The sequence below is a fragment of the Kocuria turfanensis genome, from assembly GCF_001580365.1.
In the GTDB taxonomy this organism is placed as follows: Bacteria; Actinomycetota; Actinomycetes; order Actinomycetales; family Micrococcaceae; genus Kocuria; species Kocuria turfanensis.
This window is the reverse complement of the sequence record NZ_CP014480.1, coordinates 3,311,404-3,337,362: the sequence shown is the minus strand read 5'-3', so window position 1 is coordinate 3,337,362 and position 25,959 is coordinate 3,311,404. Positions and strand designations below refer to the sequence as shown.

Sequence of the window (25,959 nt, the reverse complement as noted above, 5' to 3'; positions counted from 1 at the left end):
GGAGACTCGCGTCAATTCGCCGTGACGTCGGGGTGCGTCTCCCGGGAGCGCAGCCGGATGGCCCGCAGGGCGGTGTTGGCCATGACCTGGACGCCGCAGCCGATGGCCGCCTCGTCCGCCACGTAGTCCGACTGGTGCAGGTCGTAGGTGTGCCCGCCCCGGGTCCGGGTGCCCAGGCGCATCATCGCCCCGGGGACCTCCTGGAGGAACCACGCGAAGTCCTCCCCGCCCATCGACTGGTGCACCAGCACCACGGCGTCCTCGCCGAGCTCCGCGCGGGCGGCGTTCTCGATGAGGGTGGTCTCGACCTCCCCGTTGACCACGGGCGGCACGCCGCGGATGTGCTCCAGCTCCACGTCCACCCCGTAGGGCGCCGCGACCTGGTGCACGACCTCGTCGAGCAGGCGGCCGGCCCGGTGCCAGGCGTCGGCGTCGAGGCAGCGCATGGTCCCGGACATGAACCCCGTGGCGGGGATGGCGTTGGGCGCCACACCGGCGTGCATCTGTCCCCAGACCACCGCGACCCCGGACCGGACGTCGATCCGCCGGGAGAGCACGGCGGGGACGTTCACGGCGATCTGGGCCATCGCGTAGACGAGGTCCTGCGTCAGGTGCGGGCGGGAGGTGTGCCCGCCGCGGCCGGTGAACTCGATCCGCACGGTGTCCGAGGCGGAGGTGATCGCCCCGATCCGGGTCCCGACCTGCCCCACGTCGACCTTGGGCTCGCAGTGCAGGGCGAACATGCGCGGCACGCCCTCCAGCGCGCCCTGGCGGATCACCGTGAGGGCGCCTCCGGGCAGCTGCTCCTCGGCGGGCTGGAAGACGATCCGCACGGTGCCGGCGATGTGCGCGGTGCGGTGCAGGTCCGCGAGCACCTTGGCCACGCCCACCATCACGGTCGCGTGGATGTCGTGGCCGCAGGAGTGCGCCACGCCGTCGTTGACGGAGGAGTAGTCCAGGCCCGTGGCCTCCTGGATGGGCAGCGCGTCGATGTCCGCGCGCAGGCCCACGGCCAGCGGCCCGTGGCCGATGTCCACGTAGCACCCGGTGTCGCTGAGCCGCACGGGGCTCAGGCCCATGTTCTCCAGGGCGGCGACGATCCGGTCGGTGGTGCGGAACTCCTGGTAGGACAGCTCCGGGTGCCGGTGCAGGTCCCGCCGGAAGGCGATCAGGTCCGGCAGGTACCGCTTGAGGAGGGGGCCGATGGCCGGCGGGAGGCCGGCCTCCAGGGCTGCGGCGGGGGATGGCGCGTCAGGCATCTGTCCAGGGTACTCCGGGCCGCGCGCGGCCCGGGACGCTCACAGCACGTCCGTGTTGCCGCTCTGCTTGAGCGAGGCCACGGCGTCCTTGACCCGCTGGGCGTGCTCCTGCGTGGTCACCAGCAGCGCGTCGGGGGTGTCGACGACGACGATGTCCTCCACGCCGATCAGCGCGATCATCCGGCCCGTGTCGGAGACGACGATGCCCGTGGAGCTGTCGGCGAGCACCCGGCTGTTGTCGCCCAGCACGGTCACGTGCGGGTCCCCGTGCGGGTCGACGTGGTTGAGCCGGCTGATCGCGGCGAAGTCGCCCACGTCGTCCCAGGTGAAGGTCGCGGGCACCATGGCGACGTCCCCGGCCGCCGCGGCGGGCTCGGCCACGGCGTAGTCGATGGCGGTCTTCGGCAGGCCGGGCCAGACCCGGTCGACCACCTCGTCCTGCGCGGGCGTGCCCCACGCGTCGGCGATCTCGGCCAGCCCGGCGTGCAGCGCGGGCTCGCTGGCGGCGAGGTGGCGCAGCATCAGCGAGGCGGGGGCCACGAACATGCCGGCGTTCCACGTGTAGTTGCCGCTGTGCACGTAGGCGCGCGCGGTGGCCTCGTCCGGCTTCTCCACGAACTGCTCGACCTGCAGGGCGTGCGGGGCGCCCTCGAGGCCCAGCTGCGAGCCTGCGCGGATGTAGCCGAAGCCGGTGGCCGGGGAGCTCGGCGGGATGCCGATGGTCACGATCCGGCCCGAGGCCGCGGCCGCGACCGCCTCCCGGACCACGTCCTGGAACGCCTCGGCGGGCTCGATCACGTGGTCGGCCGCGAAGGAGCCGACGATCGCGTCCGGGTCCTGCCGCGCGATGAGCATGCAGGCCAGGCCGATGGCCGCCGCCGAGTCCTTCGGGGACGGCTCGAGCACGAGGTCCCCCGGGGAGAGCTCCGGCAGCTGCCGGCAGACCGCGGGGGCGTGGGTGCGTCCGGTGACGACCATGACGCGGCCGCCGCTGAGTCCGGCCAGCCGGTCGTAGGTGGCCCGCAGCAGCGACGAGCCGGACCCGGTGAGGTCCAGCAGGAACTTCGGGGCGTCGGCCCGGGAGAGCGGCCAGAGCCGGGAGCCGACCCCTCCGGCCGGGATGAAGGGGTGGAAGTGCGCGAGGGGAGAGGTCACACGCATCACCATACGACGCCGGGACGGGCGGCACGGAAAACGACGTCCGCCCACGGCGAGATCCGTGTCCTGGCGGGGGACAGGCTGTCAGTAAACGGCCTCCGTGCTGGTATCGTGGAAAGGAACTCGCGCAACATCCGACACAGAGCCGGAGGGCTCCGCTCACGTCGTGCGCAGTGCGAATTCCCGGTTTTCAAGAGCGCACGACGGCGAGCGACTCAGGGAGGTTTTTCAGTGGCGAAGACATCCAAGGGCACCTTGTACCGCGGCCAGGCCCATGGCCAGTGGTCCTGGGTCGCCCACCGCATCACCGGCGTGGCCATCTTCTTCTTTCTTCTGGTCCACGTCCTGGACACCGCGCTCGTGCGGGTCTCGCCCGAGGCCTACAACGCGGTCATGGAGACCTACAAGAACCCGGTCATGGGCCTGGGCGAGGCCGGTCTCGTGGCGGCCATCGTCTACCACGCCTTCAACGGCCTGCGCATCATCCTCGTGGACTTCTGGTCGAAGGGCACCCGCTACCAGAAGCAGATGCTCTGGGGCGTCCTCGCGCTGTGGCTCGTGGTGATGGTCCCGTTCCTGGTCCGGCACCTGTCCAACATCTTCCACCTCTCCATCTTCGGGGGTTAAACAATGAGCACTCCGCTCAAGGCAAGCATCTCGGTCCCCCGGAGCAAGGACCTCGAGGTCAACGGCGTCAAGTACAACCGCTCCTCCTCCCGTCGCAACAACTTCGAGATGTTCGCGTGGCTGTTCATGCGCTTCTCCGGCGTGGTCCTGCTCGTGCTGGTCTTCGTGCACCTGTGGGTGAACCTCGTCTCCCCCGAGGGCGGGGTCGAGGCCGTGGACTTCGCGTTCGTCGCCGGCAAGTGGGCCAGCCCGTTCTGGCAGGTCTTCGACATGCTCCTGCTGTGGCTCGCGATGCTGCACGGCACCAACGGCCTGCGCGTGATCATCGACGACTACGCCGAGAAGGACCGCACCCGGTTCTGGCTGAAGGTCTTCCTCTTCACCACCTCCGCCTTCGTGATCCTGCTGGGCACCCTGGTGATCTTCACCTTCGAGCCCTGCCCCACCGGCGCGGACCCGGCCCTGCTGGCCTCCTTCTGCACCGCGGGCTGAGACCTCTCGCGCGACGGCCCGCTCCCCGGCGGGCCGTCCGCGCCGTCCGGCCGCAGGCGACCGGAACCCAGAACACCTCCCGAACATCCAACAGAAAGAACAACCGGTATGCAGGTTCACAAGTACGACGTGGTCATCATCGGTGCCGGTGGTGCCGGTATGCGCGCCGCCATCGAGGCCGGCCAGCGCTCTCGTACTGCCGTACTGACCAAGCTGTACCCCACCCGCTCCCACACCGGCGCGGCGCAGGGCGGCATGTGCGCAGCACTCGCCAACGTCGAGGAGGACAACTGGGAGTGGCACACGTTCGACACCATCAAGGGCGGTGACTACCTCGTCGACCAGGACGCCGCGGAGGTCATGGCCAAGGAGGCCATCGACGCGGTCCTGGACCTGGAGAAGATGGGGCTGCCCTTCAACCGCACCCCCGAGGGCAAGATCGACCAGCGCCGCTTCGGCGGACACACCCGCGACCACGGCAAGGCGCCCGTGCGCCGGGCCTGCTACGCCGCGGACCGCACCGGGCACATGATCCTCCAGACGCTCTACCAGAACTGCATCAAGCACAACGTGGAGTTCTTCAACGAGTACTACGTCCTGGACCTGGTCATGACCGAGATCGACGGTCAGCGGCGCGTGGCGGGCGTGGTCTCCTACGATCTGGCCACCGGCGAGCTGCACGTCTTCCAGGCGAAGTCCGTGGTCTTCGCCTCCGGCGGGGCCGGCAAGGTCTACAAGACCACCTCCAACGCGCACACCCTCACCGGCGACGGCATGGCCATCGCGTTCCGCAACGGCCTTCCGCTCGAGGACATGGAGTTCATCCAGTTCCACCCGACCGGTCTGGCCGGCCTGGGCATCCTGGTCTCCGAGGCCGCCCGCGGCGAGGGCGGGATCCTGCGCAACGCGGACGGCGAGCGCTTCATGGAGCGCTACGCCCCCACGATCAAGGACCTCGCCCCCCGTGACATCGTGGCCCGCTCCATGGCCAACGAGGTGCGCGAGGGCCGTGGGGCCGGGCCGAACAAGGACTACGTCCTGCTCGACCTCACCCACCTGGAGCCGGCGCACATCGACGCGAAGCTGCCCGACATCACGGAGTTCGCCCGCACCTACCTGGGCGTGGAGCCCTACACCGAGCCGGTCCCGGTGTTCCCCACGTGCCACTACGCGATGGGCGGGATCCCGACCAACATCAAGGCCGAGGTGCTGCAGGACAACGAGACCGTGGTCCCGGGCCTGTACGCCGCCGGCGAGGTCGCCTGCGTGTCCGTGCACGGCTCCAACCGCCTGGGCACCAACTCGCTGCTGGACATCAACGTGTTCGGCAAGCGGGCCGGGATCTACGCGGCCGAGTACGCGCAGCAGGCCGAGTTCGTGCCGGTCCCGGACACCGCCCTGGACAGCACCGTGGCGCTGCTCGACAACGCCCGCAACGGCACCGGCACCGAGAAGGTCGCCGCGATCCGCAAGGACCTGCAGGACACCATGGACCTCAACGTCCAGGTGTTCCGCACGGCGGAGACCCTGCAGACGGCGCTGGACGACATCGCCGCCCTCGAGGCCCGCTACGCGAACATCTCGATCCAGGACAAGGGCAAGCGCTTCAACCTGGACCTGCTCGAGGCCGTGGAGCTCGGCTTCCTGCTGCAGCTGGCCAAGGTCATGACGGTCGCGGCGCTGCACCGCAACGAGTCCCGCGGCGGCCACTTCCGGGAGGACTTCCCGGAGCGCGACGACGAGAACTTCATGAAGCACTCGATGGTCTACCTCGACCCCTCCTCCCCCACCGGGGGCATCAGGCAGGAGACGAAGCCCGTCATCTTCACCCGCTACGAGCCCATGGAGCGTAAGTACTGATGTCCACCGCACACACTCCCGACCGCCCCGAGGACGGGCGCAACGACGACCCGCAGGACCGGGCTCCCGAGCACGGCCACGCGCCGGGCCACGACCAGGACGACCGCGCGGGCTACAAGACCGACGCGGACGCCGGGTCCGTCGACGAGCGCAACGAGGCCGAGGTCCCGGCCGTGGACCCCGCCGCCGAGAACGCCGAGGGCGGTGAGCCCGCCTCGCAGGTGAACCTGCCCGAGGAGCAGCAGGGCAACCAGGAGATCCCCACGTTCGACCTCACCCTGCGGATCCGCCGCTACAACCCCGAGCTCTCCGACGAGGTGCGCTGGGACGAGTTCAAGCTCACCATGTACGGCACCGACCGCGTGCTGGACGCCCTGCACAAGGTCAAGTGGGAGATCGACGGCTCGCTGTCCTTCCGCCGCTCCTGCGCCCACGGCGTGTGCGGCTCCGACGCCATGCGCATCAACGGTCAGAACCGCCTCGCCTGCAAGGTGCTGCTCAAGGACCTGGACCTGTCCAAGCCCGTCACCGTGGAGCCCATCAAGGGCCTGCCGTGCGAGAAGGACCTGATCGTGGACATGGAGCCGTTCTTCCAGTCCTACCGCGAGATCATGCCCTTCCTCGTGGCCGGCGGCAACGAGCCGACCATGGAGCGCTACCAGTCCCCGGAGGACCGGGCGCGCTTCGACGACACCACCAAGTGCATCCTCTGCGCCGCGTGCACGTCCTCCTGCCCGGTGTTCTGGACCGACGGCCAGTACTTCGGTCCGGCCGCGATCGTCAACGCGCACCGGTTCATCTTCGACTCCCGCGACGACGCCGGGGACCTGCGCCTGGAGATCCTCAACGACAAGGAGGGCGTGTGGCGCTGCCGCACGACCTTCAACTGCACCGAGGCCTGCCCGCGCGGCATCCAGGTCACCAAGGCCATCTCCGAGGTCAAGAACGCGGGCCGCCGTCGTCGTTGCCGCAGGACCCCACCCAGGCGTCACCCTGACGTCACCGTGGCGGCTCCGGGCGACATCCCGGCCGGCCGGGCGGGCGCCCCGCGGGGGGGGTCAGCGGGCGGGAGCGGGCACCGAGCTCATCGGCAGCACGGTGACGGCCACGGCCTCCCCCGCGGGGTGCACCCGGCCGCCGTGCTGGTCCGCCTGCACGATCGCCCCGAGCGCGGCGGAGAAGAGCAGGACCTGGCTGAACAGGTAGAACCACACGAGCACCCCCACCACCAGCGCCACGGACAGCAGATAGGGGTTCGCGGTGGCCCCGGAGATGAGGGACCCCCCGGCGTAGCGCAGGGCGAAGTTGCCGGCCGCCGCGGCGAGCACCGTGGTGAGCAGGGCCCGGCGGGTCAGCCGCAGTCCGGCCACGCCGCGCACGAGCTCGAGGGCGAACAGGGCGTCCAGGACCACCACGAGGAGGGTGCTCAGCGCCCAGGTCAGCCCGGTGCGCAGCCACTCGGGCCCCCGGCCCCAGCCCAGCTCGCCGGCGGTGTCGAGCAGGAAGCCCAGGAGCCCCGAGGCGGCGCCGTTGGCCACGGCCGACAGCGCCAGCAGCACGCCGAGCACGAGCAGGCCCAGGAGGTCGCGCGGCACGGCCGCGATGGGCATGCCCTGCGCCGGGGGCACCTCGAAGATCCGGCGGAACGCCAGGCGCACCCCGGAGACCCAGCGCCAGCCCGAGAAGAGCAGCACGGCGGCGCCGATCACCGTGGCCAGGGTGAAGGGGCGGGTGTCCTCCAGCAGGTCGAGGGGGACCACTCCCCCGGCGCCGGTGTCGAGCAGTCCCGGCACGCGCTCGGTGACGGCGCGCACCACGGCGTCGCGGACCTCGGGGTCGTTGCCCAGCAGGAGGCCCATCGTGGCGAAACCGCCGACCAGCAGGGAGGTGGACGCGAAGATCAGCACGAAGGACAGCCCGGCCGCCATGAGCGGGCCGCCGTGGAAGAGGTAGTGCATCACCACGCGCACCGGCAGGCGCGTGAAGAAGCGGGAGAGCACGACCGCGAGCGCGGATCCCGCCAGCGCCGCGGGCCCGGCGCCGGCGGCGCGCCGCTCGCGCAGCAGCGCCTGCTGGCGCAGCGCCTCCCGGCGCAGCCCGTGCCGGTCCACCGCCCGGGGCGGCATCTCCGGTGCCGGGCCCGTACGGGGTCCCGTGCGGGGTCCCGTGCGGGTGCTCATGGCGGCAGGTCAGCGTTCGCCGCGGTCGGTCCCGGCGAAGGGGAACTCCTCGCGGATCCGCCAGACGCCGTGGCCGTCGAGCTCGTAGAGGCCGATCCGGTCCACGAGGAACCCGGCGCGGTAGGTCCGCAGCATCTCCTGGGCGCGGTCGAGGTCGTCCTCCCCCACGGCCTGGGCGATGGTGACGTGCGGGTGGAACTCGAAGGGGGACGCGGAGACCAGCCGCTCCTCGTGCAGGGCCTCGTGCAGGGCCCGGCACTGCTGTGCGCCCTCCAGGACGCGCAGGTAGACCACCGGGCTCACCGGACGGAACGTGCCCGTGCCGTTGATCTCCAGGTGGAACGGCCGCCAGGTCCGGGCCACGGACCGCACCCGCTCGACGACCTCACTCCAGTGGACCGCCTGCGGGGCGATCATCAGGGTGATGTGCGCCGGCACGGCGTAGGAGGCCGGGTCCCCGAAGGACGCGCGCCAGTCCTGGAGCTCCCGCCCCACGGGCTCGGGCAGCTCGATGACCACGCCCGCGTAGACCTGACCGGGGCGGATGGTCGGAGACTGGTGCGTTGGGATCACGTCAACTCCTCACAGGACGGGACCCAGCCTAGCCCAGCCCCCCGGCCCGGCTCAGGAAGCCCATCCGGTCGTAGACCGCGGCCAGGGTCGCCACGCTGAGCTCCCGGCCCTTCTCGGCGCCGCGGGCCAGCATGCGGTCCAGCTCGGCGGGGTCGTCCAGCAGCTCGAGGGCGCGGCTGCGGATGGGCTCGAGCGTCTCGGTGACCACCTCGGCCAGACCGACCTTGAGGTGTCCGTACATCCGGCCCTCGTACTCCGCGACGATCTCGTCCACCGGGCGGCCCGTGAGCGCGGAGTGGATGGTGAGCAGGTTCGAGATCCCGGGCTTGGCCTCGCGGTCGAAGCGGATCTCGGTGCCGTCGTCGGTGACGGCGGACTTGATCTTCTTGGCGTTCTTCTTCGCCGGGTCCAGCAGCCGGAGGAGCCCGTTCTCCGCGGCCGCGGACTTGGACATCTTGGCCGTGGGGTTCTGCAGGTCGTAGACCTTCGCCGACTCCGCGAGGATCTTGGCCTCCGGGACCACGAAGGTGTCGCCGTACCGGGCGTTGAAGCGCTGCGCCAGGTTGCGGGTCAGCTCGAGGTGCTGGCGCTGGTCCTCGCCGACCGGCACCTGGTGCGCCTGGTAGATCAGGATGTCCGCGGCCATCAGCACGGGGTAGGCGAACAGGCCCACGGTCGCGTTCTCGGCGCCCTGCTTGGCGGACTTGTCCTTGAACTGGGTCATCCGGGAGGCCTCCCCGAAGCCGGTGATGCAGTTCAGCGCCCACGCCAGCTGGGCGTGCTCGGGCACGTGGGACTGCACGAGCAGCGTGGAGCGCTCCGGGTCGATGCCCGCCGCGATGTACTGGGCGGCCGTGACGCGGGTGCGCTGGGCCAGCGTCGCGGGGTCCTGGTCCGTGGTCACCGCGTGCAGGTCCGCGACGAAGAACACGCACTCGTTGTCGTTCTGCATGTCGACCCAGTTGCGCACCGCGCCCACGTAGTTGCCCAGGTGCAGGGAGTCCGCCGAGGGCTGCACCCCCGACACGACACGGGGCCTGCCGGAGGCGGATCGGACGTCGAACGGCGCGGGGTCAGCGGTCACGGTGTGGGGTCCTTCGTTCGGGCCGGCGCCGGGTGGGCGCGGGGGTGCGGGGCGGAGCGGGTCAGAGCTGGTAGTCGACCACCACGGGCGCGTGGTCGGAGAAGCGGGTGTCGTAGCTGGGGGCGCGGTCGACCACCGCGGAGACGGCGGCGGACGCCAGCCCCGGGGTGGCCATGTGGTAGTCGATGCGCCACCCGGCGTCGGTGTCGAAGGCCTTGCCGCGGTAGGACCACCACGTGTAGGGGCCGGGGACGGGTCCGGCCAGCTCCCGGGCGACGTCCTTGTACCCGTGCTCCCCGAAGAAGCGGTCGAAGTAGGCCCGCTCCTCGGGCAGGAACCCGGCGTTCTTGACGTTGCCCTTCCAGTTCTTGATGTCGAGCTCGGTGTGCCCCACGTTGAGGTCCCCGACCACGAGGACGTGCTCCCGGGTGCGGGCCAGCTCCGGCAGCCGCTCGGTCATGACGTCGAGGAAGCGGTACTTGTCGTCCTGGCGCACGGTGCCGACCTCTCCGGAGTGCACGTAGGCCGAGACCACGGTGAGCGTGCTGCCGTCGGCGAGGGCGTGGTCGGTCTCGACCCACCGCCCCGAGGCCGCGAAGTGCTCGTGGCCGATGGAGTCCCGGCGGGCGACCGGCAGCAGCGTCCCGGCGCGGGCGTCGCGGCGGGTCGCGACCGCCACGCCGGCCCGGCCCTTGTCCGCCGCCTCGGCGTGGTGGACGTCCCAGGTCTGCTCGTCGAGCAGCTCCCGGACGACCTTGTCCGGGGCCCGCACCTCCTGCAGGCACAGGATGTCGACGTCGCGCCCGGCGAGCCAGTCGGCCATGCCGCGCTTGTAGGCGGCGCGGATGCCGTTGACGTTGACGGTGGCGACGCGCAGGACGTTCTCGGGGCGGGACATGCAGGGGCACCTGGCCTTCGGGACGGGGGGCGATCGGGGGGGGGACGGGCGGGTCGCGGGTCAGTCGACGACGGTGCCGCTGAGCGGCTCCTGGCGCAGCATGCTCATCCCGTTGCCGGCGGTGATGTCGATCGTGTCGAGCGCCCGGTCCAGGGCCTTGCGGTCCACGCCCTCGGCCGGCAGCCCGGCGAGCTCCTGCTTGATGACCTTCGACTGGACGAGCACGATCTGGAAGCTGTGCGAGAGCTTCTCGTCCCGCATCGAGCGGGTGGCGCCGGACGGCGCGGCGGCGGGGGCGCGGCCGGAGCCGGCCCGCAGCTGCTCCTGGGCCTCCTCGACCTGCCGGCGGCCGAAGCGGGCGGCCTTGCGGACCATGAGCACCACCCACGTGGCGAGCAGCAGCCACCCGAGCGCGATGCCCGCGAGCGCCCAGCCCAGCCACGAATTGGCGTTCGCGGCCTGCAGCAGCGCCACCACGAAGATCACCACGAGCACGGCCAGGCCGATGACCGTGCCCCAGAGGGTCGTGCGGCTGCCGGTGCCGGGGGCGGACGGGCTGGACGTGGCGGAGGATCCGATGGAGCGCATGGTCACCATTGTCTCAAATCCCCGGCCCGGCCACGAACCCGGCGGTCCCGGCAGGTCCGGTCCTCGGCGCGGGGGGGGTCCGCCCGGAACGGCCGCGGCGCCGGGAACGATCGCTCGTTGCCGGCGCCGCGGCCCGCTCCGGGGGCCGGTGCTCAGCGGGAGCCGGCGTGCCGCTCGGCGGCCTCGACGACGTTGAGCAGCAGCATGGCCCGGGTCATCGGGCCGACGCCGCCGGGGTTCGGCGAGATCCAGGAGGCCTTCGCGGCGGCCGCCGGGTCGATGTCGCCGGTGAGCCGCTTCTTCCCCGTCTCCGGGTCCTCCACGCGGGAGACCCCCACGTCGAGCAGCACGACCCCGTCCTTGAGGGCGTCCGCGCCGATCATGTGCGGGCGCCCGGCGGCGGCGACCACGACGTCGGCCTGGGCCAGCAGCGCGTCGAGGTCCTCCGTGCCGGTGTGGGCGAGGGTGACCGTCGCGTTGATCTCCCGGCGGGTCAGGATCAGCCCCATGGGCCGCCCGACGGTCACACCGCGGCCGACGACGAGCACGTGCCGGCCGGCGAGGTCCACGTCGTGGCGGCGCAGCAGCTCCACGATGCCGTTGGGCGTGCAGGGCAGCGGGGAGGTCATCGGCTCGGAGACGTTGAGCACGAGCCGGCCGAGGTTGGTCGGGTGCAGCCCGTCGGCGTCCTTGGCCGGGTCGACGCGCTCGAGGATCGCGTTGGTGTCCAGGTGGCCGGGCAGCGGCAGCTGGACGATGTAGCCGGTGCAGGCCGGGTCCGCGTTGAGCTCGTCGATGACCGCCTCGAGGTCCTCCTGGGAGACGTCGGCGGGCAGCTCGCGGCGGATCGAGGAGATCCCGACCTCGGCGCAGTCCTTGTGCTTGCCGCCCACGTAGGAGTGGGAGGCGGGGTCGTCGCCCACGAGCACCGTGCCGAGGCCCGGGGTGACGCCCCGCTCCGCCAGCGCGGCCACGCGCTGGGCGAGCTCGGCCTTGATGGCCGCGGAGGCGGCCCGCCCGTCGAGGGTGCGCGCGCCCACGCTCACCACTCCTCGAGGCCGTCGTAGAGCGGGAAGTCGGCGGCGAGCTTGTCCACGCGCGCGCGCAGGGCGGCGACGTCGGCGCCGGGCTTGAGCGCGGTCGCGATGATCTCGGCGACCTCCTCGAACTCGGGGGCGCCGAAGCCCCGGGTGGCCAGGGCGGGGGTGCCGATCCGCAGCCCCGAGGTGACCATCGGCGGGCGCGGGTCCCACGGCACGGCGTTGCGGTTGACGGTGATCCCGGCCTCGTGCAGGAGGTCCTCGGCCTGCTTGCCGTCCAGCGGCGAGTTGCGCAGGTCCACCAGCACCAGGTGCACGTCGGTGCCGCCGGTCAGGACGGAGACCCCGGCCTCGGCGACGTCGGCGGCGGTGAGCCGCTCGGCCAGGATGCGGGCGCCCTCGACGGTGCGCTCCTGGCGCACGCGGAACTCCTCGGTGGCGGCGATCTTGAAGGCCACGGCCTTGCCCGCGATGGCGTGCATCAGCGGGCCGCCCTGCTGGCCCGGGAAGACGGCGGAGTCGATCTTCTTCTTGAGCTCACCGGTGGTGAGGATCACCCCGGAGCGGGGGCCGGCGAGGGTCTTGTGCACGGTGGAGGTCACCACGTGGGAGTGCGGGACCGGGTTGGCGTGCAGGCCCGCGGCCACGAGTCCGGCGAAGTGGGCCATGTCCACCCACAGCTTGGCGCCGACCTCGTCGGCGATCGAGCGGAAGGCCTCGAAGTCGAGCTCGCGCGGGTAGGCGGACCAGCCGGCCACGATGGTCTGCGGCCGCTCGGCGAGAGCCTGCTCGCGGAGCCTGTCCATGTCGATGGTGTAGCTGTCGGGGTCGACCTCGTAGGCGGCGATCTCGTAGAGCTTGCCGGAGACGTTGAGCTTCATCCCGTGGGTGAGGTGGCCGCCGTGGGCCAGGGACAGTCCCATGAGCTTGTCGCCGGGCTGCATCAGGGCCTGCATCACGGCGGTGTTCGCCTGGGCGCCCGAGTGCGGCTGCACGTTGGCGTGCTCGGCGCCGAACAGCGCGGTGGCGCGGTCGCGGGCGAGGTTCTCGACGACGTCGACGTACTCGCAGCCGCCGTAGTAGCGGCGGCCGGGGTAGCCCTCGGCGTACTTGTTCGTCAGCACCGAGCCCTGCGCCTCGAGCACCGCGCGCGGGGCGAAGTTCTCGGAGGCGATCATCTCGAGGGTGCCGCGCTGGCGTCCGAGCTCGTCGGCGATGGCCGCCGCGACCTCCGGGTCGACCTCGGTGAGAGGCTGGTTGGTGACGGACTGGATCGAGCTCGTGGACATGCCGCTCCTCGGGTGGGGACCAGGGTGGATCGCCTACGAGTTTAGGCGATCGCCGACCACCCGGTCGCGGGCGGCGTGCGAGGCCCTGCTCACGCCCCGCTCCAGCGGGCCCTGACCCCGGCTCCGGCGCCACAGGACGGCGAACCCGACCGCCGCCGCGGCCTGCACGAGGAACCACAGGACGGGCTGCTCGTAGTGCACCTCGAGGTTCAGCGCGAGCAGGTGGGCCGAGTAGAGGGTCAGGGTCATCGAGCCGGCCGCGACCAGCGGCAGCAGCAGGGCCTCCGCCCGGCGGGCGACGAGCAGGCACAGGCCCAGGGCGAGGGCACCCGTGCCCACCCCGCTCAGCAGCGCGAGCGGGGTGTTGGTGTGCGGGCCGGAGACGGCCAGCCACCACCAGGTGGACGTGGGCAGGACCGGGTCCGGTCCCCACACGAGGATGTCCTGGACGTCCTCCCGGCCCAGGAACGGGCTGGCGTCCAGCAGCCGCTCCATGCCGCCGAGGGGGTGCAGCAGGAGCCAGGAGACCAGCGCGGAGCCGGCCGCCAGCACGGCGCCGCCCACGAGCAGGCCCAGCTGGGTGCGCCGCTCCGCCAGGGACAGTCGGCCGATGGCCAGACCCGCCAGGAGGTACACGAGGTAGGTCAGCGCCGGGTACGCACCGGTCAGGAGCAGCTGGGCCAGGGTGGTGCCCGGCGCGGTGAGGGCGTCGGCGACGGTGGGGTTGTAGCTCTCGAACACGGGCAGGTGGGGTCCCAGCGCGTGGATCAGCACGGGGCCGAGCACCGCGAACCCGGCGGCCCAGGCCAGCAGGGCGCGCGCGGACAGGTGCAGGAACGGGATCGCCAGCAGGAAGAACACCCCGTAGTAGACGAGGATGTTGTAGGCGGGCGGGTCGGCCGGCGAGGTCTGGTTGACGAGCAGGCCCAGGACGGCGACGAGCAGCGCCCGCACGAGCAGCCCCACCCGGTCCCCCGTCCTGCGCCGGCCCTCGTGCACGCGGCGCCCCCCGGAGGTGAACGCCAGCCCCACTCCCGCGAGCAGGGCGAAGAGGGCCGCGGCGCGCCCGGAGAACACCGTCCACTGCGCGGTCGCGCCGAAGGTCTCCGGGTCCCAGGAGGGCAGGATGTGGATCGACATCATGCCGAGCAGGGCGATCCCGCGGGCCGCGTCGACCCCGACCAGGCGCCGTGCGGTGCGCCGCGCCGGGGCGGTCCCGCGGGCCGGGGTCTGCCCGGCCGGGGTGTCCTCGGCCGGGTGGTGGGTGTGCAGCATGGCAGTCGTTCCCCTCTCGCGGTGGGCCGGCGGGCCCCCTGCCCGTCGGCTCCGGGCCCGGGGCCCGTCGCTGGCCCCAGTCCAGCAGGCCGGGATGTGGGCGCCTTATCCCGTTCCTGTGCCCCGCCTGTGAAGCCCCGGCGCACCGCGGCGCGCCGGGGCCGCGGAGCTACGCTGGAGGCGTTCCGCGGACCACCGGGCCGCCGCCCGCCGGCCGCGGAGCCCCGTGCCCCGAGAACCCGTCCCGTGGGTCCCGTCCCATCGAGGCCTCGCCCCGTGAGGAGAGCAGCGCCGTGACCGAGCCCGTGCAGCGGCCCACCGCCGTCGACCTGCCGCGCCTGCGGCACCCGGACGGCACCCCGGTGCGCGCCCTCGTCGTCGACGACGAGCCGCTGCTCGCGCAGATGGTCTCCATGGGGCTGTCCATGCTCGGCTGGCAGGTGCGCTCGGCCCACGACGGGGACGCCGCGGTGGCCGAGGCCCGCGGGTTCCGCCCCGACGTGCTCGTGCTGGACGTCATGCTGCCCGGCGGCACCGGGGTCGAGCTGCTCGAGCGGATCCGCGCCTTCGCCCCTACCGTCCCGGCCCTGTTCCTCACTGCCAAGGACAGCGCGGAGGACCGGATCACGGGCCTGGCCGCGGGCGGGGACGACTACGTCACGAAGCCGTTCAACATGGAGGAGCTGCTGCTGCGCCTGCACCGCCTGGTGCAGCGCTCCGGCATCGCCCACCCGGACGCCGCCGAGCTCGTGGTCGGCGACCTGGTGCTCAACGCGGACACCCGGGAGGTCCACCGCGGCGGGGAGGAGATCACCCTGACCGCCACCCAGTTCGACCTGCTGCGCTGCCTGATGGAGAACGCGCGCCGGGTGCTGAGCAAGGCCCAGATCCTCGAGCAGGTGTGGGGCTACGACTTCGGCGGCCAGACCAACGTGGTGGAGCTCTACATCTCCTACCTGCGCAAGAAGATCGACGCCGGCCGCAGCCCCATGATCCACACGGTCCGCGGCGCCGGCTACGTGCTCAAGCCGGCCGAGTGAGCGCAGGACAGCACGCGGCGGGCAGGGGGTGAGCACCGGATGAGCAGGACGGGACGGGCCGGGGCGCTGCAGTTGCGCACGAAGCTGCTGCTGACGGTCCTCGCGCTGCTGACGCTGGCCTGCGCCGCCGTCGGCGTGCTGGGCCACGCCGCCCTGAGCGTCTCGCTGGGCGAGCAGCTGGACCGGCAGGTGCGGGACGCCTCCTACCGCACGATCGAGCACGGGGTGCGGGCCTCCACCGGGCCCTCGGAGGAGCTGGAGGCCATGATGGACGTCCCCGCGCAGGGCGCCGGGACGCTCAACGCCCGGATCGTGGACGGCGAGGTGGTCCGCGCGGGATTGTTCGCCCCCGACGGCTCCCGGCAGGAGCTGGGGGACGAGGACCGGGCGCGGATCGAGGCCCTCGTCGAGGAGCTGGGCGCGCGCTCCGACGAGGACGGGGGCGCCCAGTGGGGGCCCCTGGACGTGGACCTGACCGAGGGCGGGTACCGGGTGCTGCTGGTCGACGACCCGTGGGACTGGGGGCTGGTGCTGACCGGGCTGCCGCTGGCGGACAAGGAGCAGACGCTGCGCCGGTTCGGGGCGAGCACCGCCGCGATCTCCACGGGGGCCCTGGCCGTCACCGGGCTGTTCGGCCTGGTGGTCATCCGGCGCACGCTGCGCCCGGTGGAGCGGCTCTCCGACGTCGCGACCCGGGTCTCCGAGCTCGACCTCGACCGCGGGGAGGTGGTCCTGCCGGTGGCAGCGGTCGCCCCGGCGGCCCACCCGGACACGGAGGTCGGCCGGCTCGGCCACGCCTTCTCCCGGATGCTGGACAACGTCGCCCGCGCCCTGGCCACCCGGCAGCGCAGCGAGACGCGGGTGCGCCGCTTCGTGGCCGACGCCAGCCACGAGCTGCGCACCCCCCTGGCCAGCATCCGCGGCTACGCGGAGCTGATCCGGCTCACCGAGCCGATGAGCGAGCAGGGCCGCAGCTCCCTGGCCCGGGTGGAGTCGGAGTCCGCGCGGATGACCGCGCTCGTCGAGGACCTGCTCCTGCTCGCCCGCCTCGACGAGGGCCGTCCCGTGGTGCCCGAGGACGTGGACCTGCTGGAACTGGTCGTCGAGACCGTCAGCGACCGCCGGGTCACGGCGCCCGGCCACGACTGGCGGCTGGAGCTGCCCGACGAGCCCGTCGTCGTCCGGGGCGACCCGGCCCAGCTGCGCCAGGTGCTCATCAACCTGCTGTCCAACGCCCACCAGCACACGCCGGCCGGGACCACGGTGACCACCTCGCTGGGGACCGGGCCCGGCCACGAGGCGGTGCTCACGGTGGCCGACGACGGACCGGGCATCGGCGCCGCGTTCCAGGAGCACATCTTCTCCCGCTTCGCCCGGGAGGACGACGCCCGCGCCGGGGGCTCGGGGGGCGTGGGGCTGGGGCTGTCCATCGTGGAGGCCATCGTGCAGGCCCACCACGGGCGGGTGCGGGTGCGCAGCGTCCCGGGCTCGACCCGGTTCACCGTGCACCTGCCCCGCGCGGCGGACTGAGCCGGCGGCGGCTTGCCCCGATCGCCCCTGGGCCCTTTAATGAACTGGTCAGGAACCGTCGGCACGGACGGCCGCGCCGAGCCCGTGCCGAACCCGCAACGCCGCGTCCGGGATCCGTAGCGTGCCGCGTGCTGGGTTTCTCCGTGCGGTTCCGCCGGGGCCACGGACGCCGCACCCACGTCCGGAGGAACCCCCCGTGAACGCTCTGCCCACCGCCCCGTTCACCGCGTCCCTGCCCCGCATCGGCGGCTCGGACGGTCCTTGGCAGCCCGTCGACCAGCTCCGCATCCCGCACGAGGCCGTGATCTTCGACATGGACGGCGTGGTCACCGACACCGCCGCCGTGCACGCCGCGGCCTGGAAGACCCTCTTCGACGGGATCCTGGCCGACGACCGGCTCGAGCCGGCGGAGGAGGGCGCGGCGGTGGACCGGCGGGCCTTCGACGAGGACGCGGACTACCGCCACTACGTGGACGGCCGGCGGCGCGAGGACGGGATCCGCTCCCTGCTCGCCTCCCGCGGCGCCCGCCTGCCCGAGGGCGACGAGACCCCGGGGGCGTGGTCGGTGCAGGGCCAGGCGGCGCTGAAGAACACCTACTTCCAGGAGGCCCTGGAGATCACGGGCGTGCGGGTCTTCGACAGGACGGTGGCGCTCATCGAGCGCCTGCGGGCGGCCGGGGTGCCGGTGGGCCTCGTGACCGCCAGCCGCAACAGCGTCCCGGTGCTCGCCGCGGCCGGCCTCCAGGACGCCTTCGACATCATCGTGGACGGGCACTTCGCCGCCGAGCACGGCCTGCCCGGCAAGCCCGCCCCGGACACGTTCCTCACCTGCGCCCGGATGCTGGGTGTGGACCCGGCCCGGTCCGTGGTGATCGAGGACGCCGTGTCCGGCGTCCAGGCCGCCGCGGCCGGCGGCTTCGGCACCGTGGTGGGGATCCGCCGGCACGGCGAGCGACGCGACCTGTTCCGGGCCGGCGCCACGACCGTGCTCAACGACGTGGGCGAGCTGGACCTCGGCGCCCGCCGCGACCACCCGTGGAAGCTGGTCTTCGAGGGCTTCGACCCGGCGACGGAGGCCCGGCGGGAGACGCTGCTGACCCTCACCAACGGCTACATGGGCGTGCGCGGGTCCGCCTGCGAGTTCTCCGCCAACGGGGTGCACTACCCCGGCAACTACCTGGCCGGGGTCTTCAACCGGGTGGTCAGCCACCTCAGCGGCCGCGACGTCGAGCACGAGTCCATGGTCAACGCCCCCAACTGGACGCACCTGGACCTGCGGGTCTCCGGCGGCGACTGGTGGTCCGAGGGCGGGCTGCACCCCTCCGAGGAGCGCACGGAGCTGGACCTGCGCCGCGGTCTGCTCATCCGTTCTCTCGTGCTGACCGACCTCAACGGCGACCGCGGGGAGGACGGCTCCCGCGCCCGCCTGGAGATCGTCCAGCGCCGCCTCGTCTCGCTGCGCCACCGGCACCTGGGCGCGCAGGAGACCACGGTGACCGCCCGCGGCTTCTCCGGGCGCCTGCACCTGCGCACGGGCATCGACCCCAGCGTCCGCAACACGGGGGTGGCGGAGTACCAGGACCTCAACGACCACCACCTGGTGGACCTCGAGTCCACGTCGCTGCCCGACGACCACGAGACCCTGCTGTCGCACGTGCGCACCACGCAGTCCAAGATCGAGATCACCACCGCGCAGCGCACCACGATCGAGGGCGGCCACAACGTGCGGGAGCGCCGGGAGATCCGCCCCGGCGGCACGGAGTTCCGCCGTCACCAGGTCAACATCGCCGACGGGCGGCCGGTGATCATCGACTCCACCACCGCGGTCGTCACCAGTCGCGACGCCGCGATCGGCTCCCCCCGCGAGGGGGCCCTCGCCGAGCTGGACCGCAACCCGAGCGGCGTGCGGGGCCTGCTGCCCTCGCACGAGGTCGAGTGGTCCCTGCTGTGGGACCGCTACGACGTGGACGTGTGCCCGGACCCCGAGGCGCAGACCCCCGAGCTGCTCCTCACCCAGCTGGCGCTGCGGGTGCACCTGTTCCACGTGTCCCAGACCCTCGCCCCCCACATGTCGCTGCGCGACGCCGGCGTGCCGGCCCGCGGCCTGCACGGCGAGGGCTACCGCGGGCACATCTTCTGGGACGAGCTCTACATCCTGCCGGTGGTCAACCTGCGCCAGCCGCAGGTGACGCGCTCGCTGCTGTCCTACCGGTGGCGCCGGCTGCCCATGGCCAAGCACCGCGCCATGGAGTTCGGCCTCGAGGGCGCGGCGTTCCCCTGGCAGTCCGGCTCGGACGGCCGGGAGGAGACCCCGCCGGAGCTGTTCAACCACCACTCCAACCGGTGGCTGCCGGACAACTCCTGGCGGCAGTTCCACGTGGGCCTCGCGATCGCCCACAACGCCTGGATCTACTACGAGACCACCGGCGACGTCGACTGGCTGGCCGGTCAGGGCGCGGAGCTGATCATCGGCATCACCCGGCTCTTCGCGTCCCTGACCGACTACGACCCCGCGGACGGCCGCTACCACATCGCCGGGGTGATGGGACCGGACGAGTACCACGACGGTCCCCGCGGCCAGCACGGCGGCGGGCTGAAGGACAACGCCTACACGAACGTGCTGGCGGCCTGGCTGTTCCGGCACAGCGCCCACATCTTCCACCACATGGTCGAGCACCAGCGCGAGGAGCTCTCCGCCCGCTTCGGCCTCTCGGCGGAGGAGGTGGGGACCTGGCAGCGGATGTCGGAGCGGATGTTCGTGCCGTTCAACAAGGACGGCACCATCAGCCAGTTCCACGGCTACGACGACCTCGACGAACTGGACTGGGAGTTCTACCGGGCCAAGTACCGCAACATCGGCCGCCTCGACCTCCTGCTGGAGAACGAGGGCGACATGACCAACAACTACAAGCTCGCCAAGCAGGCGGACACCATCATGCTCGTCTACCTCTTCGGCCCCGACGGCCTCGTGGAGGAGCTCGGGCGGATGGGCTACGAGGTGGACCACGCCGCCATCGAGCGCACCGTGGACTTCTACATCGCGCGGTCCTCGCACGGCTCCTCCCTCTCCCGGGTGGTCAACGCCTCGGTGCTCGCCTGGCTGAACCCGGACCGGTCGTGGTCGGTCTTCCAGGACGCGCTGCTCATCGACCTGGACGACACCCAGGGCGGGACCACGGGCGAGGGGATCCACCTCGGCGCCATGGCCGGCTCCGTGGACGTCGTCACCCGGGCCTACGCGGGCCTGCGCGTGCGCGGGGAGTGGCTGGAGTTCGACCCCGCGCTGCCGAGCCAGCTGGACCGGGTCTCGTTCACCGTGCTCTACCGGGGCCAGGTGATCCGCGTCTGCATCGACCACCACGTGCTCGAGCTGGAGGGCACCTCGCGGCGGGCCGGCAACGTCACCATCCACGTGCACGGGGCGGAGTACGTGCTCAAGGGCGGGCAGAAGATCCGGGTCGCGATCCAGCAGCGCCACCCGCTGGGCACGGTCCCGGCGGCGTCGCGGCACGCCTGAGCCGGACCGGCCGCCGCCGCGGATCCCGCGGCGGCGGCCGCTACGCTGGGGCCATGGAACACCCCGCCCCGACCGGACTGGTCCTCCCCCACGCCGGGCACACGCCCCGGATCGCCGCCTCCGCCTTCGTGGCACCGACCGCCACGGTGGTCGGCGACGTGGAGCTGGGCCCCGGCTCCGGGGTCTTCTACGGCGCCACGGTGCGCGGGGACCGGTCCCCCGTGCGGCTGGGGACGGACTCGAACCTGCAGGACAACGTGGTCGTCCACTCCGATCCCGACCACCCCTGCACGATCGGGGCCGGCGTCAGCGTGGGCCACGGCGCCGTGGTCCACGGCTGCACCGTGGAGGACGAGGTCCTGGTGGGGATGAACGCGACCCTCCTCAACGGGGCCGTGATCGGCTCCGGGTCCCTGGTCGCCGCCGGCGCGGTGGTCCTCGAGGGCACCGTGGTGCCGCCGGGCTCGCTCGTGGCCGGGGTCCCCGCCAAGGTCCGCCGCGAGCTGACCGGGCCGGAGCGGGAGAAGGTGCGCGCCAACGCCCGGACCTACGTGCAGCTCTCCGCCGAGCACCGCGAGCTCGACGCCTGAGCCCGGGCGCCGGCCGCCCGCTCACTGCGCCGCGAGGGTGCGCGCGTAGTCCAGGTAGGCATCGTGGTCGAATCCGGGCAGCAGGCAGGACTGCACCACGTAGCCCTGCAGCACCGAGAGGATGGCCTGGGCGAACATCGCGACCCACTCCCGGGAGCGGTCCGGGCCCAGGCCGAGCTCCTCGGCGGCCCACCGGCCGTAGCGCTCCTCGACCTGCTCGCGCACCCGTGCGAGGTGCTCGCCGGCCACCGCCGCCAGGGCCGGTTCGCTCACGGCCTCGCCCCACGTGATGAGCAGCAGCCGCGTGGCGGCCGGGTCCGCGGCGAGCCGCTCCAGCAGCTCCGCCACCCACCCGGCCGGGTCCCCGCCGACGGCTCCCGCGGAGCTCCCGGCCCCCGCCGCGGCCCGGACCGCGCCCTCGCCCACGGCCGGCGCCGGGCCCTGGTCCACCGTCAGGACCCGGTCCAGGGCCGCCCGCGCGGACGCGACCACGAGCTCGTGCTTGGACGGGAAGTGGTTGTACAGCGCCCCCGCGGACAGTCCCGTCGCGGCGATGATCCGGTGCATCGAGGCCCCGCCGAAACCGTGCTCCAGGAAGCAGCGGCTGGCGGCCGCGACGATCTCGCGGCGGCGCTCGTCCTTGTACTGCTGGCTGACCCGGGGCACGCCGCCAGTCTAGGCGACGAACGGTCGTTCGGTTCGGTGCCGGGCACCCGTCCTGCCGGGACGGGCGTGGCAGAATGCGCCCATGCCTGCCGCGACCCTCTCGCCCTTCGTCGACGCCGCCCTCGACGCCGCCCACCTGGACGCCCCGCTCACCCCCACCGGCCGCACGCTCGGCTGGGGCGTGGTCAGCACGGCCGACATCGCCGAGAAGGTGGTCCCGGACATCGCCGCCCTGCCGGACGCCCGGCTCGTCGCCGTGAGCTCCCGCCACCAGCACCGCGCCGAGGACTTCGCCCGCCGGCACGGGGTGGAGCGGGCGTACGGGAACACCGCCGCGAGCACGGGCCTGGAGCGCCTCGCGGCCGACCCGGACGTGGAGGTGGTCTACGTGGCCACACCGCACGGCTACCACCACCGGGACGTGTCCGCGCTGCTGCGCGCGGGCAAGCACGTGGTGTGCGAGAAGGCCCTGGCGATGACCGCCGCGGAGGTCCGCGACCTCCTGGGGCTGGCGCGCGCGCACGGGGTGTTCCTCATGGAGGCCGTCTGGACCCGGATGACCCCCGGCTTCCGCACGGCGATGCACTGGATCCGGGCGGGGCGGCTGGGCCGGGTGCGCTCGGTCGAGGCCTCGATCGGCACCCACCGCCCGGTGGACCCCGACCACCGGCTCTTCCGCAACGCCGACGGCGGCGGGGTGCTGCTGGACATGATGGTCTATCCGCTGACCTGGACCGGGGCCGTGCTGGGCGCCCCGGAGAGCTGGACGGCCCGGGCCGAGCTGGGCGCCACGGCCGTGGACCTGGACACCGCCCTGACCCTGGACTTCGGGCACGGCCGGGGCCATGTGAGCGGCACCCTCTCCAGCACCGTGCCGCACCAGGTCACCGTCAGCGGCACGCACGGCTGGCTGCGCGTGGACGGGCGGATCAACTGCCCCACGACCCTGGTGCTGCAGAGCGCCGACGGCGCGCGCGGGGGCGCCGCCCCGGTCGTGGAGCAGGTGGAGGTGACCGGCGCCGGGTACGTCTACGAGATGCGCGAGGCCACCCGCTGCATCCAGCAGGGGCTGCCGGAGTCCCCCGTGATGCCCTGGGCGGACTCCCTCGAGCTCGTCGAGCTCTTCGACCAGGTCCGCGAGCGGATCGGGGTGGGCTACCCCAACGACCGCCGCTGAGGGCGGCGCCGCCCCCGCCGGCGGCCGGGTTCGCCCTGGGCGATCGGCCGTCACAACCGTTGAACCCCGTCCCGCGGCGGAGCTATCATCAATCACAGTTGAGCCGGTACGACTCAACTAACTGTCAAAGGCACTGCTCATGTAGTTGAGGAGATGATGGACGTGGCCACGATGTTCACGCCGTTCAACGATTTCGACCGCCTCGCCGCCTCGCTGTTCGCCCGCCAGGGCCTGCGGGAGATGCCGATGGACCTCTACCGGGACGGCGACCGCTACATCCTGCGGGCCGACCTGCCGGGCATCGACCCGGAGAGCGTCGACGTCGACGTCGACGGTCAGCTGCTGACCATCCGGGCGGAGCGGAAGCTGCCCGAGGTCCAGGAGGTCCAGTGGATCACCCGGGAGCGGCAGAGCTCCTCGTTCGTCCGCCAGCTCAACCTCGGCCAGGGCATCGACATCCAGAACATCGCCGCGAGCTACGACAACGGCGTGCTCACGGTGACCATCCCGGTGTCCGCCCAGGCCAAGCCGCGCAAGATCCAGGTGGTCTCCGGCCAGGGCGAGCAGCAGGCCCTGGGCGACGGCCAGGAGGGCGACCGCGTGATCGGCGAGGGCGAGCTCGTCAACGGCACCAGCTCCACGCAGTCCACCGAGGGCTGATCCCGCCGGCGCTCAGGCGCTCCGGCCCCGCGGCCACGGGCCCGCTCCCTCCGGGGAGCGGGCCCGTGGCCGTGCCCGGGGGCGCCCGCGGGCGGGCACCGGTCACCGGGGCGGGCGCGGGCTCGGGTATCTTGGCACCAGGAAACACCGTCCCGCATCCGTCGACATACATGGGAGACAGCCCGCACATGGCAAAGATCATCTACACCCGCACCGACGAGGCGCCCCTGCTCGCCACCTACTCCTTCAAGCCGGTCATCGAGGCCTACGCCTCGACCGCCGGCGTCGAGGTCGAGACCCGGGACATCTCCCTGGCCGGGCGCATCCTCGCGGCCTTCAGCGACCGCCTGCCCCAGGACCAGCGGGTCGACGACGCCCTCGCCGAGCTCGGCGACCTGGCGAAGAAGCCCGAGGCCAACATCATCAAGCTGCCGAACATCTCCGCCTCCGTCCCGCAGCTCAAGGCCGCGGTGAAGGAGCTGCAGGAGCAGGGCGTCGCGCTGCCGGACTACCCGGACGAGCCGGAGACGGACGAGCAGAAGGACACCCGCGCCCGCTACGACAAGGTGAAGGGCTCCGCCGTGAACCCGGTCCTGCGCGAGGGCAACTCCGACCGTCGCGCCCCCGCCTCGGTGAAGAACTACGCCCGCAAGAACCCGCACCGGATGGGCGAGTGGTCCGCGGACTCCCGGACCAACGTGGCCACCATGGCCGCCGACGACTTCCGCGACAACGAGAAGTCCGTGGTCATGGCGTCCGAGGACACCCTCCAGATCCGCCTGGTGGGCGAGGACGGCGGCACCACGGTGCTCAAGGAGTCCGTGCCCGTCCTCGCCGGCGAGGTCGTCGACGCCACGGTGATGCGGGCCGCCGCCCTGGACGCGTTCCTCGCCGAGCAGGTCGAGCGCGCCAAGCGGGAGGGCGTCCTCTTCTCGGTGCACCTGAAGGCGACCATGATGAAGGTCTCCGACCCGATCATCTTCGGCCACGTCATCAAGGCGTTCTTCCCGGAGCTCTTCGCCGCCCACGGCGCCACCCTGGAGAAGGCCGGCCTCTCCCCCGCCAACGGCCTGGCCGCGATCCTCAACGGTCTCGACGCGCTCCCGGCCGAGGTCCGCGACGAGGTCCGGGCCGCGATCGACAAGGGCCTGGCCGACGGCCCGGCGCTGGCCATGGTGAACTCCGACAAGGGCATCAGCAACCTGCACGTGCCCTCGGACATCATCGTGGACGCCTCGATGCCGGCCATGATCCGCACCTCCGGGCACATGTGGGGCCCGGACGGCGAGGAGGCCGACACCCTGGCGGTGCTGCCGGACAGCTCCTACGCCGGGATCTACCAGGCCGTGATCGACGACTGCCGCGCCCACGGCGCGTTCGACCCGCGGACCATGGGCTCCGTCCCGAACGTGGGCCTCATGGCGATGAAGGCCGAGGAGTACGGCTCCCACGACAAGACCTTCGAGATCCCCGCGAAGGGCACCGTCCAGCTCGTCGACTCCTCCGGCACCGTGCTGATCGAGCACGAGGTCTTCCCCGGCGACATCTGGCGCGCCTGCCAGACCAAGGACGTCGCGATCCGGGACTGGGTCAAGCTGGCCGTGACCCGCGCCCGGGCCTCCGCGACGCCGGCCGTGTTCTGGCTGGACCGCACCCGCGCCCACGACACCAACCTCATCGCCAAGGTCGAGCAGTACCTCGCGGAGCACGACACCGAGGGCCTGCAGATCGAGATCATGTCCCCCATGGAGGCCACCGCGTTCTCCATCGAGCGGATCCGCCGCGGCGAGGACACCATCTCCGTCACCGGCAACGTGCTGCGCGACTACCTGACCGATCTGTTCCCGATCCTCGAGCTGGGCACCTCCGCGAAGATGCTCTCCGTGGTCCCGCTGATCAACGGCGGCGGCCTCTTCGAGACCGGCGCCGGCGGGTCCGCCCCCAAGCACGTCCAGCAGCTGGTCGAGGAGAACCACCTGCGCTGGGACAGCCTCGGCGAGTTCCTGGCCCTGGCCGCGAGCCTGGAGCACCTGGCCACCACGGCGGACAACGCCCGCGCCCGCATCCTCGGCGCGTGCCTCGACCGCGCCACCGGCACCTTCCTCGAGGAGAACAAGTCCCCGAGCCGGAAGGTCGGGGAGATCGACAACCGCGGCAGCCACTTCTACCTGGCCCTGTACTGGGCCCAGGAGCTGGCCCGCCAGGAGGAGGACGCCGAGCTGGCCCAGGCCTTCACCTCCGTGGCGGAGCAGCTGGCCGCCCACGAGGACGCGATCAACGAGGAGCTGCTCTCCGTGCAGGGCCGCCCGGCGGACATCGGGGGGTACTACCGCCCGGACGACGCCAGGACGTCCGCGGTGATGCGCCCCTCGGAGACCTTCAACCGGGTGCTCGCCTCGCTGTCCGCCTGAGCCGGCCCCGCGCCGGTCGCCCCGGGCGGGGTGACCGGCGCGCAC

21 protein-coding genes and 1 pseudogene are annotated in these 25,959 nt (G+C 72.5%); 11 read left to right on the top strand and 11 right to left on the bottom strand.

The window, feature by feature from the left end; genetic code table 11:
• Positions 1–11: 11 nt before the first annotated feature.
• Complete coding sequence (locus AYX06_RS15280) at positions 12–1,259, bottom strand: amidohydrolase (protein ID WP_062736494.1); 1,248 nt, start codon at positions 1,257–1,259, stop codon at positions 12–14.
• Between the two features lie 39 nt (positions 1,260–1,298).
• A complete protein-coding gene (locus tag AYX06_RS15275) occupies positions 1,299–2,420 on the bottom strand; it encodes a mannose-1-phosphate guanylyltransferase (protein WP_232319465.1) in 1,122 nt (373 codons plus the stop codon).
• Between the two features lie 228 nt (positions 2,421–2,648).
• Between AYX06_RS15275 and sdhC the strand changes: the two genes are divergently transcribed.
• From sdhC to AYX06_RS19380, 4 genes and pseudogenes are all read left to right on the top strand, one after another.
• Complete coding sequence (gene sdhC, locus AYX06_RS15270) at positions 2,649–3,044, top strand: succinate dehydrogenase, cytochrome b556 subunit (RefSeq protein WP_062736492.1); 396 nt, start codon at positions 2,649–2,651, stop codon at positions 3,042–3,044.
• A 3-nt stretch (positions 3,045–3,047) separates the two neighbouring features.
• Positions 3,048–3,536: a succinate dehydrogenase hydrophobic membrane anchor subunit gene (locus tag AYX06_RS15265; protein ID WP_047804023.1), complete on the top strand. Its 489-nt coding sequence runs from the start codon at positions 3,048–3,050 to the stop codon at positions 3,534–3,536.
• 108 nt (positions 3,537–3,644) lie between these two features.
• Positions 3,645–5,396 (top strand): succinate dehydrogenase flavoprotein subunit, encoded by a 1,752-nt coding sequence (gene sdhA, locus AYX06_RS15260; protein WP_062736491.1) that lies wholly within the window; start codon positions 3,645–3,647, stop codon positions 5,394–5,396.
• Positions 5,396–6,346 (top strand): annotated as a pseudogene (locus tag AYX06_RS19380) (succinate dehydrogenase iron-sulfur subunit); the annotation flags it as partial. The gene sdhA and the pseudogene AYX06_RS19380, both read left to right, overlap by 1 nt.
• 108 nt (positions 6,347–6,454) lie before the next feature.
• Here the strand turns inward: AYX06_RS19380 and AYX06_RS15245 are convergent.
• From AYX06_RS15245 to AYX06_RS15210, 8 genes are all read right to left on the bottom strand, one after another.
• On the bottom strand, positions 6,455–7,576 hold the full coding sequence (locus tag AYX06_RS15245) for a YihY/virulence factor BrkB family protein (protein ID WP_084271657.1): 1,122 nt from the start codon (positions 7,574–7,576) through the stop codon (positions 6,455–6,457).
• 9 nt (positions 7,577–7,585) lie between these two features.
• Positions 7,586–8,149 carry a 2'-5' RNA ligase family protein gene (locus AYX06_RS15240; RefSeq protein ID WP_062736487.1) on the bottom strand — a complete coding sequence of 188 codons (564 nt, stop codon included), beginning with the start codon at positions 8,147–8,149 and terminating at the stop codon, positions 7,586–7,588.
• Between the two features lie 28 nt (positions 8,150–8,177).
• On the bottom strand, positions 8,178–9,233 hold the full coding sequence (gene trpS, locus AYX06_RS15235) for a tryptophan--tRNA ligase (protein WP_062736486.1): 1,056 nt from the start codon (positions 9,231–9,233) through the stop codon (positions 8,178–8,180).
• Positions 9,234–9,294: 61 nt separating this feature from the next.
• Positions 9,295–10,131 (bottom strand): exodeoxyribonuclease III, encoded by an 837-nt coding sequence (locus AYX06_RS15230; RefSeq protein ID WP_062736485.1) that lies wholly within the window; start codon positions 10,129–10,131, stop codon positions 9,295–9,297.
• Between the two features lie 60 nt (positions 10,132–10,191).
• On the bottom strand, positions 10,192–10,719 hold the full coding sequence (locus AYX06_RS15225) for a hypothetical protein (RefSeq protein WP_232319324.1): 528 nt from the start codon (positions 10,717–10,719) through the stop codon (positions 10,192–10,194).
• Between the two features lie 152 nt (positions 10,720–10,871).
• Positions 10,872–11,759: a bifunctional methylenetetrahydrofolate dehydrogenase/methenyltetrahydrofolate cyclohydrolase gene (locus tag AYX06_RS15220; RefSeq protein ID WP_062736483.1), complete on the bottom strand. Its 888-nt coding sequence runs from the start codon at positions 11,757–11,759 to the stop codon at positions 10,872–10,874.
• A 2-nt stretch (positions 11,760–11,761) separates the two neighbouring features.
• Positions 11,762–13,048, bottom strand: coding sequence for a serine hydroxymethyltransferase (glyA, locus tag AYX06_RS15215; RefSeq protein ID WP_062736482.1), 1,287 nt, complete (start codon positions 13,046–13,048; stop codon positions 11,762–11,764).
• A 33-nt stretch (positions 13,049–13,081) separates the two neighbouring features.
• The gene (locus AYX06_RS15210; RefSeq protein WP_062736481.1) at positions 13,082–14,323 is read right to left on the bottom strand and encodes a heparan-alpha-glucosaminide N-acetyltransferase domain-containing protein; all 1,242 of its coding nucleotides are present in this window, start codon (positions 14,321–14,323) and stop codon (positions 13,082–13,084) included.
• A 293-nt stretch (positions 14,324–14,616) separates the two neighbouring features.
• On the opposite strand from AYX06_RS15210, the gene AYX06_RS15205 reads away from it, so the two are divergent.
• The 4 genes from AYX06_RS15205 (at position 14,617) to AYX06_RS15190 (ending at position 21,000) form a co-directional block, all read left to right on the top strand.
• Entirely contained in the window at positions 14,617–15,363 is a 747-nt protein-coding gene (locus AYX06_RS15205; RefSeq protein ID WP_269148879.1) for a response regulator transcription factor, read from the top strand.
• A 39-nt stretch (positions 15,364–15,402) separates the two neighbouring features.
• On the top strand, positions 15,403–16,893 hold the full coding sequence (locus AYX06_RS15200; RefSeq protein WP_062736480.1) for a sensor histidine kinase: 1,491 nt from the start codon (positions 15,403–15,405) through the stop codon (positions 16,891–16,893).
• 196 nt (positions 16,894–17,089) lie between these two features.
• On the top strand, positions 17,090–20,410 hold the full coding sequence (locus AYX06_RS15195; RefSeq protein WP_062736479.1) for a beta-phosphoglucomutase family hydrolase: 3,321 nt from the start codon (positions 17,090–17,092) through the stop codon (positions 20,408–20,410).
• A 53-nt stretch (positions 20,411–20,463) separates the two neighbouring features.
• Entirely contained in the window at positions 20,464–21,000 is a 537-nt protein-coding gene (locus AYX06_RS15190) for a gamma carbonic anhydrase family protein (protein WP_062736478.1), read from the top strand.
• A gap of 21 nt (positions 21,001–21,021) precedes the next feature.
• Here AYX06_RS15190 and AYX06_RS20765 read toward each other — a convergent pair whose 3' ends face one another.
• Positions 21,022–21,666 (bottom strand): TetR/AcrR family transcriptional regulator, encoded by a 645-nt coding sequence (locus AYX06_RS20765; protein WP_062736477.1) that lies wholly within the window; start codon positions 21,664–21,666, stop codon positions 21,022–21,024.
• An 82-nt stretch (positions 21,667–21,748) separates the two neighbouring features.
• Here AYX06_RS20765 and AYX06_RS15180 point away from each other — a divergent pair, with 82 nt between their 5' ends.
• From AYX06_RS15180 to AYX06_RS15170, 3 genes are all read left to right on the top strand, one after another.
• A complete protein-coding gene (locus AYX06_RS15180; RefSeq protein WP_062736476.1) occupies positions 21,749–22,843 on the top strand; it encodes a Gfo/Idh/MocA family protein in 1,095 nt (364 codons plus the stop codon).
• Positions 22,844–22,999: 156 nt separating this feature from the next.
• Positions 23,000–23,503 carry an Hsp20/alpha crystallin family protein gene (locus AYX06_RS15175; RefSeq protein WP_371860068.1) on the top strand — a complete coding sequence of 168 codons (504 nt, stop codon included), beginning with the start codon at positions 23,000–23,002 and terminating at the stop codon, positions 23,501–23,503.
• Positions 23,504–23,691: 188 nt separating this feature from the next.
• A complete protein-coding gene (locus AYX06_RS15170) occupies positions 23,692–25,914 on the top strand; it encodes an NADP-dependent isocitrate dehydrogenase (protein ID WP_062737119.1) in 2,223 nt (740 codons plus the stop codon).
• Positions 25,915–25,959: the final 45 nt, after the last annotated feature.